Source organism: Pelagerythrobacter rhizovicinus (genome assembly GCF_004135625.1).
In the GTDB taxonomy this organism is placed as follows: Bacteria; Pseudomonadota; Alphaproteobacteria; order Sphingomonadales; family Sphingomonadaceae; genus Pelagerythrobacter; species Pelagerythrobacter rhizovicinus.
Genome location: NZ_SDPV01000002.1, coordinates 610074 through 623847 on the forward strand (window position 1 = coordinate 610074; position 13774 = coordinate 623847).

Below are 13774 nucleotides of genomic sequence, written 5' to 3' on the forward strand. Positions count from 1 at the left end.
TGCGCCCATCGGAACCATGCCGGAAGGCGTGCGTTCTAGCGACGCCTATCTAGGGAAGGGAATTCATGCCGCTTGGAGAGCAAGTCGCCAACAATCTGCCTTACCTGCGCCGTTACGCCCGCGCGTTGACGGGATCGCAATCGACCGGAGACGCTTTCGTGCGCCAGACGCTCGAAGCCGCGCTTGCGGACGAGGATCTCAAGGCGTCGCTCGCCGAGGGGCGGGTGCCGCTCTATCGCGCCTTCAACAAGATCTGGTCGAGCGCGCACATGGAAGTCGCCGAAGCCGATGCCGAGGCGGGCGCTCACGAGGCCGCGGCACACGACCGGCTCAGCGCGATCACGCCGCTCAACCGCCAGGCGTTGCTGCTGACGACACTGGAGGACTTCAGCATCGACCAGGCAGCCCAGATCATGGACCTCGACAGCGACTCCGTGCAGAAGCTCGTCCAGGAAGCGGTCGACGAGATCGACCGCGAATCCGCCACGAGCGTGCTGATTATCGAGGACGAGCCGCTCATCTCGATGCAGCTCGAGGATCTTGTCACCTCGCTCGGCCACGAGATCTGCGGAACCGCGGCAACGCGCACCCAGGCGCAGGAAGTGGTCGCCGAGCGCACGCCGGGGCTGGTGCTCGCCGACATCCAGCTTGCGGACGGTTCGTCCGGCCTCGATGCGGTCGACGACATCCTTGCGCTCGACAGCGTTCCGGTGATCTTCATCACCGCCTATCCCGAACGGCTGCTGACAGGGGACCGGCCCGAACCGACTTATCTGGTGACCAAGCCGTTCAAGGAAGCGACCGTGCGGACCGCGATCAGCCAGGCGCTGTTCTTCAATTCGAGCCGCCCCATCACCTGATCGCACCGATTGCGGGCGTCCGGCCGACCGGACGCCCTGCAATCTCCGAACATTTTTCCGGGTTTCCGGTCACCTGGCGAAAGCCGGGATGATGATCGGCGGAAGGGCGCGGGCCGCCTGGGTCCCGCTTAGCGTCAGCTTTCCACCACGCCCCGCCGCCGCGCCGCACGGATTGCAAATTCGCTCGGCCGGCGCACCGGGATGCGCAGGGTGCAGCGCACTCCTTCCGGCGGAAAGTCGAGCTCGACCTTCTCGTTGAGCTCGTGCGCGACGATCTTCTCGATCAGATCCAGACCGAAACCCCGCCCCTGGGGACGGCCAGCCAACCTTGGCCCCCCTGTTTCGATCCATTCCATCCGCACGATGTCCTTGCCTTCGAGCTCCCAGGTCACCGACACGCGCCCGTCGGGCACGCTCAAAGCCCCGTACTTCGAGGCGTTGGTTGCCAGTTCGTGGATTGCGAGACCGAGCGTAAGCGCGTCGTTGGGCGCGAGCTCGACTGCCGGGCCGGCGATGACGAAATCCTGCCCCGAATCGCTGACGTGCGGCGCCAGCTCGGCCGCCACGACGGCGCGCACCGGCGTGGTCCCCCACTCCGATTGGGTGAGCAGGTCGTGCGTGGCCGAGATCGCACGGATACGCCCGTCGAGCCCGTCGGCAAACTCGTCCAGCGTCTCCGACCGCCGCCGCGTGAGCGCGACGATCGACAGCACGTTGGCAAGCGTGTTCTTGACCCGGTGGTTGAGTTCGCGGGTGAGCGAGTTGCGGATAGAATCCTGTTCCTCGAGCCATTCGAGCTTGAGCTGGTCTTCGCGCGCCTGCTGAGTCACCAGCCGGGCGACCACGAGCAGCAGACTGGCCACCAGCAGTCCGAACAGCAGGGTGAGCATCGAGAGCGGCGACAGCGAATAGGAACCGACCGATTCCACCTCCACCACCATCGGCCGGTTGGCGATGGTGATGCGCTCCTGCACGACGACGCCCGAACCGCTCACCGGCTCGATCTGCGCAAGCAGCCGGTCCGGCGACGCCTCGCCGTCGTAGAGGCGCACGCCCCGCTCGCCGGCATTGGCAAGCTCGAGTGCGGAGTTGAGGAACTCTGCCGCGCTGAACGGGCTGTAGATGAATCCGCGCACGCGGCGCCCCACCCCCTCGCCGCGGAATACCGGCATGTAGACGATGAAGCCCGGCGCGTCCTCGCCGCGATAAGCGAGGACGACCTTGCCGCTCGCGGTAGGTTGTGCGGATTTCTCCGCTTGCTCCATGGCCTCCCGGCGCACCGGATCGGAGTACATGTCGTAGCCGATCACCCTCTGGTTCCGTTCGGTCCCCGGGCGCAGGAACGTGACGGGCACGACCCGCCCGGTCACGCCGGTCGGCGCAGGCCAGATTCTGACCGCGCCCGCCGCCTCTTCGTCAGCGCCGCCGCGGAACTGGTCGAGCTCGAAGAGCCGGAGGCTCTGCGCCCAGCCGATCCCCTCGGTCCCCCGATAGCCCACGTCCAGCTGCAGCTCGGAAACGAAGCGGTCGAACAGGCTCTCGTCCACCCGGTCGACCGCCGCGAACATCGCAGCACCCGCGCGGAGATAGGCGGCGGTCGCATTGCCGCGCCGCTCGAGCGCGGACGCAATGGCGCGCGCGCGTTCGTTGAGCGTCGCGGCCTCGCGCTCGGTCTCGCCGCGCTCGATCGCAAACACGCTGAGCGCAGTGATCGCAGCGATGAGGAGGAATATTCCAACCGGAGCCGCGCGAGGGTAATCGACCAGCCAACGGCGACGCCTGGTTCTTCGGGGTCCTTGAATTCGCATCAATCCGCGCCGCTACCCCCGATCCGATGACCTCGTGGACCCCATTGCTTGCGGGAACCATGGAAAGCCGGCTTCGTTCCCCAGAGGACCATAACTGGAAAATGCCGGCGGCGTCGCCTAAGAGTTAGGCGCGTTGCACGATTTTATCTAAGGATTTGTTAACCTACATGCACACTGAGAGGGATCGAGGCGCGGGGGCAGCCCGGGGGGGCGACGGAAAATCGAAGGACGGTGAGAACCCGGGCTGGACGCAGGGATTGCGGCAGCTTTACGATTCGGTCGTCGACGAGCCCCTTCCGGACAGTTTCAAGGATCTTCTGGCCAAGCTGGATGACAAATCCTGATGGCGCGTACCGAGCGAACGGCCTCGCAGAAGGCCGATTTCAAACGTGAATTGACCGAGGTGGTGCCGCATCTGCGCGCCTTCGCGCGCGGCCTCTGCGGGCGGCCCGACATGGCCGATGATCTGGTTCAGGAAACGCTGCTGAAAGCCTGGGCCGCGCAGGAGCGGTTCGAACCCGGTACCAGCATGCGCGCATGGACCTTCGTCATCCTGCGCAATGCCTACCTCACGGACATGCGGCGCAACCGCTTTCGCGGCGACTACGACGAGAACGTCGCCGAACGGCTGCTGACCCAGCCGGCCGGACAGGAAGAGCCGATCCATCTGTCCGACATGCACCGCGCGCTGCTGACCCTGCCGCCGGAACGGCGCGAAGCGCTGCTGCTCGTCGGCGCCGGCGGGTTCTCCTACGAAGAGGCCGCGACGATCTGCGGCTGCGCCGTGGGGACAATCAAGAGCAGGGTGGGGCGCGCCCGCGCCGCGCTCAACGCCATGCTCGAGGACGGTTCGATCCCGCAGCGCTCGGTGGACGACGATGCGGCCCATCGCGCGATTCTCGAGGAACTCGACGACGTCGCCGCCGGCCGCGGCGAGACTTCGCCGACGCGGTGAGCGCTTGATTGCGCAGCCCCGCAGCGGCAAGCTCCGCCGCAGGTAGAGACGGGATCCGACAGCCGCACATGACCGAGGCGCCACCCGACATTCACGCTGGCAGCGACGTGCCGTCCGCCCGGCGTCCGCGGCGCGCGGCCTTTGCCGAGCAGGAACTGCGGCTGATCTCCGCGCTCGTGCTGCTGATCGGCCTCGGCCTGTTCCTGGCCCTGCCCTTTGTTCTGTCGATCGGCTCGGTGGTGTTCCTCCCGCTGGTGACGGCGCTGGTGCTCACGATCATCCTCTCCCCGCTGGCCGATAAGCTGGCCGGTTGGGGGTTGCCCAACGTGCTCGCCTCGCTGGTCGCGCTGGCGATATTCTTCGGCGTGCTTCTGCTGGCGCTCGCACTGATCCTGCAGCCGGCGATCGCACTGTTCGATTCGCTGCCGCGCATGGCCGACCAGGTCGGCGCCCATTTCTCGCAACTGCGCGACCAGTTCGCCTGGATCGGACTTGCGAACGAGCGGCTCGCGGCACTCATGGGTCGTTCGGGCGCGCGCGAGGTCGTACTGGCGAGTCCTTCGGTCATCGAGCAGCTCGCATTCGCGACGCCGAGCGTCGTGCTGGAAGTGCTGCTGACCTTCCTCATGACCTTCTTTATGATCGAGGCGCGCGTGCGGCTGCGCCGCCACCTGCTATTCGACCGCGCCAGCTTCGGCACGAGCATCAAGGCCGCGCGCGTACTGCGCGAGGTGCAGGACCGGGTCGCCGCCTACATTCTCACCGTCGCGTGGATCAACGCGGGCGTCGGCGTCATCGTTGCCCTGGGCGCGTGGGCATTGGGCGTGGAGGCCCCGGTCATGTGGGGCGGGCTGGCCGCGATCCTCAACTTCCTGCCCTATATCGGGCCGCTGGCAATGACCGCGCTGCTCGCGCTGTTCGGCATCGGCACGGCGGAAACCGTGTGGATCGGTATCGTGCCGGCCGCAGCGTATCTGGGCTTGCACACCGTGGAATCGAACATCGTCACCCCATCGATCCTCGGCGCGCGCTTCACCATGAACCCGGTGATGATTCTCATCGCGCTCAGCTATTTCTCCTGGATCTGGGGGGTGTTCGGTGCGCTGCTCTCCGTGCCGATCCTGCTGATGCTGACCGCCTTCTTCGACCATGTCGGACGCCCCAACCTGGTCGGGTTCATCTTCGGCGAGCCACTGTTCGCGACCAACCTCATGGAAATGGGACACGAGGAAGAGGCAGTATAGAAAAGGCCCGCTCCGGCATGCGGAGCGGGCCCCTCATCGTTAGTTAGCGGCGAATCAAGCCGGATATTTCCAGGTCTCGCCGCGCGCCAGGTTCTCCGACGCGAACTTCCAGTTCAGCTTCTCGTTGATCACCTTGTCGAGGTAATCGGGGCGCCGGTTCTGGTGGTCGAGATAGTAGGCGTGCTCCCACACGTCGACCGTCAGCAGCGGGTTGAAATCGAGATCGGCCAGCGTGTCGCCGTCGTGGGTTTCCTCGATCGAGAGCTTGCCGCCCTTCTCCGCCAGCCAGACCCAGCCGCTCGCGAAGTGGCCCGCGCCGCGCTCGGCCAGCTTGGTCTTGAGATCGTCCAGCGAACCGAAGGCAGCATCGATCATCTGCGCCAGCTCGGACGAAGGTTCGCCCCCGTCGGGCGCCATCGAGTGCCAGTAGAACCCGTGGTTCCAGCTCTGCGCGGCGTTGTTGAACAGCCCCTGGTTGCTGCCGCGCGCCGAGGCGACGACCGCCTCGAGCGGCTGCCCCTCGAGGTCGGTGCCGGCGACTGCGGCATTGGTCTTGTCGAGATAGGCCTGGTGATGCTTGCCGTGGTGATACGACAGCGTCTCGGCCGAAACCGCAGGTGCGAGGCCGTCGCTCGGATAAGGCAGGTCGATCAGTTTGAATGCCATGGGTTGGCTCCTCTGGTTCAGTGGTGAAGGGTTCCCGGCTCGCCGGACCAACGCCCGGACGGCCGATGCGTTGCATGTTTCAGTCCGACTCCTCCGTGTGATCGGTCGCAGCGGTCACTGCCACATCCATCGTGACGTTGGCGAGAGTGCGCATGAGATCGGGCAGCATCTCGACTGCCACCAGCAGTGCCAGCGGCTCGACCGGCACGCCCATCGCCAGCGCAATCGGGCCGATCGAGACCACGAAGCTGATCGATCCCGGCAGGCTGACCGAACCGACGCTGATCACCAGCGCCACCGCGATTCCTGCGGCGAGGACCGCCGGCGTCAGCTCCACTCCGGCAAGGGTGGCGACGTAGATCGCGACCGCCATGTTCATCGCCGGGCTCGTCGCGCGGAAGATCGCGACCGCCAGCGGCAGCACGAAATCGGCGGTGCTCTCGCGGAGCGACAGCCGCCGCGCGCTCGCGAGCATGGCGGGCAGGCTCGCCAGCGAGCTCTGGGTCGAGACCGCGACCGCCTGCGCCGGAATCATCGCCTTGGCGAAGCGCAGCGGTCCAATCCCGCCCGCGAGCCAGGCGAGGACGTAGCCTGCGATCAGGACCACGCCGCCCATCGCTGAGACGGCGAGGATATAATGCACCAGCGTGGTGAAGGCCCCTCCGCCCGCGCGCGCCGCGACGCCGAGCGCGAGCGCGAACACGCCGGCCGGTGCGATCCACAGCACCCAACCGATGATCGTCAGCATGGCATTGGCCAGCGCGCGAAAGACGCCGAGCAGAGTGGTGCGCTGCTCATCCGGCAGGCGCGCCACCGCCACCGCGAACAGCGCGAAGAAGATCGTCAGCGGCAGCATCGTCGTTTCCGCCGCCGCGGCGATCACGTTGGGCGCGATCAGCGAAGTGACGAACTCGCCGAGACCCGGCACTTCCTGCGGCGCGATGCCGCCGGTCTCCAGAAGCGTGCCGGCGGCCGCGGGGATCGGAAAGACGCTCAGCAGCAGGGGCATGAAGACGGCCGCGACCAGGCCGGAGAAGACAAGCACCGCGAAGACCCAGCCAAGCATCCGCCGCGCGGCGGCACCAGCGCGAGCCGCGCGGACCATCTGCGCGATGCCGATCACCAGCAACGCCGCGACGAGCGGAATGATCGTCATCTGCAACGCGCGCAGCCACAGAGTGCCGGCCGGCTCCGTTACCGCGAGCACCGGCGCAAGCGCATCGGTGCCGGCAAGAACCAGCCCCGCCAGCAGACCTGCGACGAGCCCGCCGAAGGTCCACCAGACCGGCAGGCGGATCGCCAGGAGTTCGTTCGCTTCTGCCTTTTCGACGGCCATCCGGTTGCGGGTCCCTTCCATTCGTCGCCTAACCGCGCCAGAACTGCGTGGCAAATCGCATCGGGATAGATTTCGAACATGGTACGCAAGTTTTTCGGCACCGACGGCATCCGCGGCCGCACCAACGAAGGCGTCATGACCGCCGCCACCGCGATGCGCGTGGGCCAGGCGGCGGGCCGCCACTTCCTGCGCGGCGACCATCGCCACCGGGTTGTGATCGGCAAGGACACCCGCCTCTCCGGCTACATGATGGAAAGCGCGCTGGTTGCCGGCTTCACCAGCGTGGGCATGGACGTAGTGACGACCGGGCCGTTGCCGACGCCCGCGATCGCACTGCTCACGCGTGAGATGCGCGCGGATCTCGGGGTGATGATCTCGGCCAGCCACAACAAGTTCGAGGACAACGGCATCAAGCTGTTCGGCCCCGACGGCTTTAAGCTCTCCGACGAGGACGAGCTGGCGATCGAGGCTCTGCTCGAATGTGAACCGCCGCTCGCCGACGCGGCAATGATCGGCCGCGCCCGACGGATCGAAGACGCTCGCGGACGCTACATCCACGCGGTCAAGCAATCGGTGTCGAACGAGACCCGCTTCGACGGGCTCAAGGTCGTGGTCGACTGCGCGAACGGCGCGGCCTACCAGGTCGCGCCCTCGGCAATCTGGGAGCTGGGCGCCGAAGTGATCACGCTCGGCGATACGCCCAACGGCACCAACATCAACGACGGGGTCGGCTCCACTTCGCTCGACGCGATCTGCGAAGCCGTCGTGCGCGAAGGGGCCGACGTCGGCATCGCGCTGGACGGCGACGCCGACCGCCTGATCGTCGTCGACGAGAAAGGCCGCACGGTCGACGGCGACCAGATCATGGCACAGATCGCCACGCGCATGGCGGAAAAGGGCGCTCTGCGCGGCGGCGGAGTCGTCGCGACGGTCATGTCGAATCTGGGGCTCGAGCGCTATCTCGCGGGCAAGGGCCTGTCGCTCGAGCGAACCAAGGTCGGCGACCGCCACGTGCTCGCGCGGATGCAGTCGGGCGGGTTCAACGTAGGCGGCGAGCAGTCGGGGCACATGATCCTGCTCGACCACGCGACCACCGGTGACGGCACCCTGGCGGCACTGCGAGTGCTCGCCGGGCTCGTCCGATCGGGCAAGCGCGCGAGCGAGCTGTTGCACGTGTTCGATCCGGTGCCCCAACTCCTCAAGAACGTGCGCTACAACGGCGGCGCCCCGCTGGAGGCGGAGCAGGTGAAGGCCTGCATCGCCGCGGCGGAAGCGGAGCTTTCGGGCAAGGGGCGTCTCGTGATCCGCGCCTCGGGCACCGAGCCGCTGATCCGCGTCATGGCCGAAGGCGACGACGGGCAGCAGGTCGAACGCGTGGTCGACCGCATCTGCGCCGCCGTGCAGGAAGCCGCCTGATGCTCGAGATGCGCCCCGACTGCGAACGCTGCGGCGCCGATCTGCCGGCCGAAGCGCCAGGCGCATTCATCTGCAGCTTCGAGTGCACCTTCTGCGCCCCGTGCGCCGAGGCGCTCGACGACGTGTGCCCGAACTGCGGCGGCGAACTGATGGACCGCCCGACCCGCGCGAAGGCGCTCCACGCGAAATACCCGCCGAGCGCCGAGCGCAAGTTCAAGGGCTAGCCGGGTACCTAGGCCCGTTCGCACCTCGACTTCGCGCCGCACCGGGGGCAAGGCGTGGCGCATGACCACACCTCCGCGCATTCTCGCCATCGCCGGGTCCGACAGCTCGGGCGGCGCCGGCATCCAGGCCGACATAAAAACGATCGCCATGCTCGGCGGCTACGCCATGACCGCGATCACCGCGATCACGGCGCAGAACACGACCGGCGTGCAGGGCGTGGAATTGCTCCCGGTGGCGTTCGTCGAGAAGCAGATCGATAGCTGCCTGTCCGACATCGGCGCGGACGCGATCAAGATCGGCATGCTCGGCTCGCCCGAGATCGCTCATGCCGTCGCCGAGCGGCTCGCCGGGTTCGACGGGCACGTGGTGTTCGACCCTGTAATGGTCTCGACCAGCGGCGCAGTGCTCGCGAGCGAGGAGACGATCGCCGCTTTCGCCGCGCTCATGAAGCGCGCAACTCTGGCAACTCCGAACCTGCCCGAACTCACCGCCCTCACCGGTATGTCGTGCGATACGCCGGACGAGATCGCGGCTGCCGCGCACCACCTCGCTGCGGAACACGGCTGTGCGGTGCTCGCCAAGGGCGGCCATGCGAACGGCGAGCGGGTGGTCGACCGCCTCGTCTACACCAGCGGCGATTTCGCGTCGTTCGACGATGCGCGCATCGAAACCCGCCATACGCACGGCACCGGCTGCACGCTCGCTTCGGCGATCGCAACGCTGCTCGGCCACGGGCAACCGCTCGATCACGCCATTCGCCTCGCACGGCGGTTCGTCATCGAGGCGCTGCACAAGGCGCCGGGCTTCGGCGCGGGCAGCGGCCCGCTCGGCCACCAGGCGGTGCGCGGAGGAAGCTAGACCGGCTCGCTCCCCGGAGGGGCATAGTCGTCGAGCTGGTAAAACCCGGCGATCTTCTCCCACGCTTCCTCGGCCGTTTCGCACCAGCGGAACAGCTCGAGATCCTTGTGGTTGATCGTGCCTTCGTCCGCCAGCGCCTCGAAATCGACCACGCGGTTCCAGAAGTCCTTGCCGAACAGCAGGATCGGCATCGGCTTCATCTTGCCCGTCTGGACCAGCGTGAGCAGCTCGAAGAACTCGTCGAACGTGCCGAACCCGCCCGGGAACACCGCCACCGCTTTCGCCCGCAGCAGGAAGTGCATCTTGCGCAGCGCGAAGTAGTGGAACTGGAACGAGAGATAGGGCGTGACATAGGGATTGGGCGCCTGCTCGTGCGGCAGGACTATATTGAGGCCGAGCGATTCGGCGCCCGCGTCGCTCGCGCCCTTGTTGGCCGCCTCCATGATCGACGGGCCCCCGCCCGAGCAGATCACGAACTGGCGCTTGCCGTCCTCGATGATCGACTTCTCGGAGACCAGCTTCGCCAGCTTGTAGGCCTCACCGTAGTACTTGGCCTTCTTGGCGAGGTTCTCGACCACGCGGCGCTCCGGCTCGGGGAGGCTCTTCGCTCCCTCCAGCGCTTCGGCAACCGACTCGGGCGGCGGAATTCGTGCCGAGCCGTACATGACCAGCGTCGAGCCCACCCCGGCTTCGTCGAGCAGCATTTCCGGCTTCAGCAACTCGAGCTGAAAGCGAACCGGCCGGAGCTCGTCGCGCAGCAGGAAGTCCGTATCGCGGAACGCCAGGCGATAGGCCGGGTGGCGCGTCTGCGGCGTGTCGGGCGATGCCCGGTCGGAGAAAGCGGCTTCCTGGTCGGCGGGGTAGAACTTGCGATCGGCGAGATCGCGTTCGCTCTTCTTCGTTTCTTCGTCTGCCATTGCCAGCGCCCTAGGCGCGCCGCCCCCGCCGGGCAAGCGTGATGCGCGGCGGCGAGCCCTCAGCCGACGACTACGGTGAGATAACGCATCAGCCGGCGCGCAGCGCTCCAGACCGCATTGCGGCCGCCGATGCCGACCATGTCGCGCACGAAGTCGTCGAACGTCTCGCGATCGTTGCGCGCGGCGGCGGTGGCGAGATCGACGAGCAGCATCTCGTCATAGCTGAAAAGCGGCTGACACGGCGGGTTGAGCGCAATCGGATCGGGCCAGGCCCGGCCCGCCTCATCGAGGAAGACGTGAAAGCTCTGCACCGCGCAGGGAGTGCCCAGCCAGCGGGCAAGGTCGGCGTGCGAATAGGTTTCTGCGCGGCGCGCGACATGGGTGTAGCGCATCGCGCCGACGAGCCGTGCATGGATCGGCGAGACGTCGCGCAGATCGGGCGTGCTGGTCAGGGCGGCGAGATCAAAACCCATGGAACGCCTCCGCCCGATGAGTGCGCGGCGCGAACGGGCAGGCGGGAACCGGCCCGGGCGCTGAGCCGCCCGCGCCGTCATCGGGCTGGGCCATCCCGAGCGCCTGGCGCACGGCGATCACTGCCCAGACGATCGCGCCGGGCAGCCCATGAGGGACCGCCGCCGTACCGGCGACAGCGGAGAGTGACGGTGCCACACGAAGCACGCCGAGCAGCGCGCTTTCGTCGGGCGACAGCCGCCGGCTGCAACAGGATTCGCGGACCAGCCGGCGCCCCAGGTGCCCTTCGACCAGCTGGAACAGGCTCGCACAGGCGATCGCCGTCTCGTCGGGCAGGCCGAGCGGTGCGACGATCTCCTGCAGGCGCGTCATAGGCGCATGACCGGCTTCGACCTGGGCCGACCAGGCGCGAAAGAGCCTTACGACGACGCCCTGCGCGAAAATGTCCCTGCCTTCCGCCATATCGCTCTCCTTGCTCCTAATTGCTAATTATTCTCATTAGCGTGATATTGGCAAGGATCTTTTGTGCAGAAGCGCTGACAAGCCGAACGGGCGTGGCACATCCGTCCGCGGGGACGACTCAAATGGCCTCCGTCATGCATCTGTAAAATATGTCTTTTTTACTGATCGATCCGCCGATGCTACGGTCGTCTCTGCACCAGCAGCGATCACGCTTGACGTGTGACCACACTGACTCTAGTGCGACTCATTATCAATAATGGACCGGACAGGGGCTCAGATGAGTAATGGTATGAGGGGCAGGCCGCGTATCTCGGCACGGTGCAGCATGTGGTTGCGCGCATCGGCAGGCGCTGCTCTGGCGGTGTTCGGAGCGGGCGTTGCGCACGCGGCCGGCGACGCTGCAGGCGAGGCCGCAAGCGCCGAACGCGATCCGCACATCGTGGTCACCGCGACCCGCACCCCGGTCTCGATCGAAGACGTCCCGGCGACCGTGACGGTCATCACCGACGAGGAGATCGCCGACACCATGGCGACCGACGTCAAGGATCTCGTCCGCTACGAGCCCGGCGTCTCGGTCCGCCGCGCCCCGGCCCGCTTCGGCGCGGCGCTGGGCACCACGGGCCGCGCGCGCAACGAGGACTTCGTGATCCGCGGGATCGGCGGCAACCGCGTGCTGATTCAGGTCGACGGCATCCGCAGCCCGCAAGGCTTCACCTTCGGCGCGCAGGAAGCCGGCCGCGGCGGCTATACCGACGTTTCGCTGGTCAAGTCGGTCGAGATCCTGCGCGGTCCGGCCTCGGCGCTCTACGGCAGCGACGGGCTCGCCGGTGCAGTCAGCTTCACCACCAGCGACCCGGCGGATCTGATCGGCGCGGGCAAGTCGGTTGGCGGCTTCGTGCGCGCGTCATACTCGAGCGCGGACGACGAGTTTGCCGAAACCGCCGCGGTGGCGGGCCGCACCGGCGAGTGGTCGGCGCTGGTGGCCTACACCCGCCGCGACTTCGAGGAGCTCGACAATCAGGGCACCGTCGGCGGCATCGGTGAGGACCGCACACTTCCCAATCCGCAGGACGGCCACTCCAACGCGCTGCTAGGCAAGCTCGTGTGGGAAAGCGGCGCGCATCGGGTGCGGCTGACCGGAGAGTATCTGGAGAGCGAGCTGTCCAGCGACATCCTCTCGGGCGAAGGTCCGGCTTACCTCTTCGGCCCCTCGCCGGTGTGGAACGTCGATAGCCTCACCGCACACGACACAACCGACCGCGCCCGCGTTTCGCTTGACTGGACCTTCACCGGCGAAGGCGCGGGCGCGATCGACTACGCTCACGCCGCCGTCTACTTCCAGGATGGCGAGGACGTGCAGTTCACCCGCGAGCTCCGCACACCGGCGCCCGATCGCGATCGGCGCAACACTTTCGAGAACCGTGTTTACGGCGCCGCCGCCGAAGCGCGCAGCACCTTGGCGACCGGCCCCATCACCCATACGCTCGCTTTCGGCGGCGACGTCAGCTTCACCCGGCAGGAGGGCTTGCGCGACGGCACCGTGCCGCCCGCCGGCGAAGTGTTTCCGACCCGCGCCTTCCCGGTCACTGACTTCACACTGGGCGGCGTGTTCCTCGCCGACGAGATTGCGCTGTTCGATGGCGCGCTGACGATCTTCCCGGCGCTGCGCTTCGATTTCTACGAACTCGACCCGACCGACGATCCACTGCTGCCCGGCTTCCAGGCGGCCGGGCAGAAGGATAGCCGCCTTTCGCCCAAGCTCGGCGTGACCGCGCGACTGGCCGAGGGCGTGCTGCTGTTCGGCAACTATGCGCAGGGTTTCCGCGCGCCCACGCCCAGCCAGGTGAACAACTTCTTCGGCAATATCGCCCACGGCTACATTTCCGCGCCCAACCCGGATCTCGGGCCCGAGCGCAGCGAGAGTTGGGAAGCGGGCATCCGCTTCACCGGCGACGCGGTCTCACTTTCGGTGGCCGCCTTCCATGCGGATTACGACGACTTCATCAGCCAGCAGGTGGTGAGCGGATCGTTCACGCCGGCCGATCCGGCGATCTACCAGTTCGTCAATTACGACCGGGTCGAGATCGAGGGGCTCGAGGCCAAAGCCACATACACCATGGACAGCGGCGTCTACGGCCGGTTCGCGATCGCCTACGCCGACGGCGATATTCTCTCGCCGGGAGAGGCGCGGCGCCCGCTCGATACGGTCGACCCGCTCAATTTGGTCGCGGGGCTCGGCTACCGTGAGCCGGTGGGCCGCTTCGGCGCGGAGTTGATCGCGACGCACCATGCTCGCAAGTCGCGCGATGACGCGGAAGGCGTCTGCTCCACCCAGTGCTACCGGTCCAGGGCCTTCACCGTTCTCGATGCAACCGCCTTCGTCGCGCTGACCGACGCGATCAAACTGCGCGCGGGCGTCTTCAACCTGACCGACGAGACCTACGCCTACTGGTCGGACGTGCGTGGCCTCGAAGCCGGTGCGCCCGCCATCGATGCCTACACGCGGCCCGGCCGCAACGCGAGCGTCTCGCTCAGCGTCCGTTTCTGAAGGGGAGA

At 67.1% G+C, this 13774-nt stretch carries 14 protein-coding genes; 8 read left to right on the forward strand and 6 right to left on the reverse strand.

Translation table 11 applies throughout. From position 1 onward, the window contains the following. The first annotated feature begins 65 nt into the window (after positions 1-65). Positions 66-860, forward strand: a complete 795-nt coding sequence (locus tag ETX26_RS10770; RefSeq protein ID WP_129524685.1) for a response regulator — start codon at positions 66-68, stop codon at positions 858-860. Between the two features lie 134 nt (positions 861-994). Here the strand turns inward: ETX26_RS10770 and ETX26_RS10775 are convergent, their stop codons facing one another. Beyond that, positions 995-2557 carry a CHASE domain-containing protein gene (locus tag ETX26_RS10775; protein ID WP_225425741.1) on the reverse strand — a complete coding sequence of 521 codons (1563 nt, stop codon included), beginning with the start codon at positions 2555-2557 and terminating at the stop codon, positions 995-997. Positions 2558-2835: 278 nt separating this feature from the next. Between ETX26_RS10775 and ETX26_RS14325 the strand changes: the two genes are divergently transcribed. From ETX26_RS14325 to ETX26_RS10785, 3 genes are all read left to right on the forward strand, one after another. Beyond that, a complete protein-coding gene (locus tag ETX26_RS14325) occupies positions 2836-3012 on the forward strand; it encodes a NepR family anti-sigma factor (protein ID WP_165271754.1) in 177 nt (58 codons plus the stop codon). Beyond that, positions 3012-3623 carry a sigma-70 family RNA polymerase sigma factor gene (locus ETX26_RS10780; protein WP_129524687.1) on the forward strand — a complete coding sequence of 204 codons (612 nt, stop codon included), beginning with the start codon at positions 3012-3014 and terminating at the stop codon, positions 3621-3623. Before ETX26_RS14325 ends, ETX26_RS10780 begins: the two co-directional genes overlap by 1 nt. A gap of 68 nt (positions 3624-3691) precedes the next feature. Next, positions 3692-4867 carry an AI-2E family transporter gene (locus ETX26_RS10785; RefSeq protein ID WP_129524688.1) on the forward strand — a complete coding sequence of 392 codons (1176 nt, stop codon included), beginning with the start codon at positions 3692-3694 and terminating at the stop codon, positions 4865-4867. A gap of 54 nt (positions 4868-4921) precedes the next feature. Here the strand turns inward: ETX26_RS10785 and ETX26_RS10790 are convergent, their stop codons facing one another. Together ETX26_RS10790 and ETX26_RS10795 are read right to left on the reverse strand one after the other, a co-directional pair. Next, complete coding sequence (locus ETX26_RS10790; RefSeq protein ID WP_129524689.1) at positions 4922-5533, reverse strand: superoxide dismutase; 612 nt, start codon at positions 5531-5533, stop codon at positions 4922-4924. Positions 5534-5612: 79 nt separating this feature from the next. Then, positions 5613-6890: a dicarboxylate/amino acid:cation symporter gene (locus ETX26_RS10795; protein WP_225425742.1), complete on the reverse strand. Its 1278-nt coding sequence runs from the start codon at positions 6888-6890 to the stop codon at positions 5613-5615. A gap of 57 nt (positions 6891-6947) precedes the next feature. Here ETX26_RS10795 and glmM point away from each other — a divergent pair, with 57 nt between their 5' ends. From glmM to thiD, 3 genes are all read left to right on the forward strand, one after another. Next, entirely contained in the window at positions 6948-8285 is a 1338-nt protein-coding gene (gene glmM / locus ETX26_RS10800; RefSeq protein WP_129524690.1) for a phosphoglucosamine mutase, read from the forward strand. Beyond that, the gene (locus ETX26_RS10805; RefSeq protein ID WP_119514577.1) at positions 8285-8509 is read left to right on the forward strand and encodes a DUF1272 domain-containing protein; all 225 of its coding nucleotides are present in this window, start codon (positions 8285-8287) and stop codon (positions 8507-8509) included. Before glmM ends, ETX26_RS10805 begins: the two co-directional genes overlap by 1 nt. Positions 8510-8570: 61 nt before the next feature. Continuing rightward, positions 8571-9368, forward strand: coding sequence for a bifunctional hydroxymethylpyrimidine kinase/phosphomethylpyrimidine kinase (gene thiD, locus ETX26_RS10810; protein ID WP_129524691.1), 798 nt, complete (start codon positions 8571-8573; stop codon positions 9366-9368). Here thiD and ETX26_RS10815 read toward each other — a convergent pair. From ETX26_RS10815 to ETX26_RS10825, 3 genes are read right to left on the reverse strand one after another with little or no spacing between them, the layout of a single operon-like run. Beyond that, positions 9365-10285 (reverse strand): LOG family protein, encoded by a 921-nt coding sequence (locus tag ETX26_RS10815; RefSeq protein WP_129524692.1) that lies wholly within the window; start codon positions 10283-10285, stop codon positions 9365-9367. The genes thiD and ETX26_RS10815 overlap by 4 nt on opposite strands. A 59-nt stretch (positions 10286-10344) precedes the next feature. Further along, the gene (locus tag ETX26_RS10820; protein WP_129524693.1) at positions 10345-10758 is read right to left on the reverse strand and encodes a hypothetical protein; all 414 of its coding nucleotides are present in this window, start codon (positions 10756-10758) and stop codon (positions 10345-10347) included. Further along, positions 10748-11218: a hypothetical protein gene (locus ETX26_RS10825; protein ID WP_129524694.1), complete on the reverse strand. Its 471-nt coding sequence runs from the start codon at positions 11216-11218 to the stop codon at positions 10748-10750. The genes ETX26_RS10820 and ETX26_RS10825 overlap by 11 nt, the downstream gene beginning before the upstream one ends. A gap of 325 nt (positions 11219-11543) precedes the next feature. Here ETX26_RS10825 and ETX26_RS10830 point away from each other — a divergent pair, with 325 nt between their 5' ends. Beyond that, complete coding sequence (locus ETX26_RS10830) at positions 11544-13766, forward strand: TonB-dependent hemoglobin/transferrin/lactoferrin family receptor (RefSeq protein WP_129524695.1); 2223 nt, start codon at positions 11544-11546, stop codon at positions 13764-13766. Positions 13767-13774: the final 8 nt, after the last annotated feature.

Coding starts and splice junctions, on each gene's coding strand:
- ETX26_RS10770 (WP_129524685.1), top strand. CDS start 66: ATGCCGCTTGGAGAGCAAGTCGCCAACAATCTGCCTTACCTGCGCCGT.
- ETX26_RS14325 (WP_165271754.1), top strand. CDS start 2,836: ATGCACACTGAGAGGGATCGAGGCGCGGGGGCAGCCCGGGGGGGCGAC.
- ETX26_RS10780 (WP_129524687.1), top strand. CDS start 3,012: ATGGCGCGTACCGAGCGAACGGCCTCGCAGAAGGCCGATTTCAAACGT.
- ETX26_RS10785 (WP_129524688.1), top strand. CDS start 3,692: ATGACCGAGGCGCCACCCGACATTCACGCTGGCAGCGACGTGCCGTCC.
- ETX26_RS10790 (WP_129524689.1), bottom strand. CDS start 5,533: ATGGCATTCAAACTGATCGACCTGCCTTATCCGAGCGACGGCCTCGCA.
- ETX26_RS10795 (WP_225425742.1), bottom strand. CDS start 6,890: ATGGAAGGGACCCGCAACCGGATGGCCGTCGAAAAGGCAGAAGCGAAC.
- glmM (WP_129524690.1), top strand. CDS start 6,948: ATGGTACGCAAGTTTTTCGGCACCGACGGCATCCGCGGCCGCACCAAC.
- ETX26_RS10805 (WP_119514577.1), top strand. CDS start 8,285: ATGCTCGAGATGCGCCCCGACTGCGAACGCTGCGGCGCCGATCTGCCG.
- thiD (WP_129524691.1), top strand. CDS start 8,571: ATGACCACACCTCCGCGCATTCTCGCCATCGCCGGGTCCGACAGCTCG.
- ETX26_RS10815 (WP_129524692.1), bottom strand. CDS start 10,285: ATGGCAGACGAAGAAACGAAGAAGAGCGAACGCGATCTCGCCGATCGC.
- ETX26_RS10820 (WP_129524693.1), bottom strand. CDS start 10,758: ATGGGTTTTGATCTCGCCGCCCTGACCAGCACGCCCGATCTGCGCGAC.
- ETX26_RS10825 (WP_129524694.1), bottom strand. CDS start 11,218: ATGGCGGAAGGCAGGGACATTTTCGCGCAGGGCGTCGTCGTAAGGCTC.
- ETX26_RS10830 (WP_129524695.1), top strand. CDS start 11,544: ATGTGGTTGCGCGCATCGGCAGGCGCTGCTCTGGCGGTGTTCGGAGCG.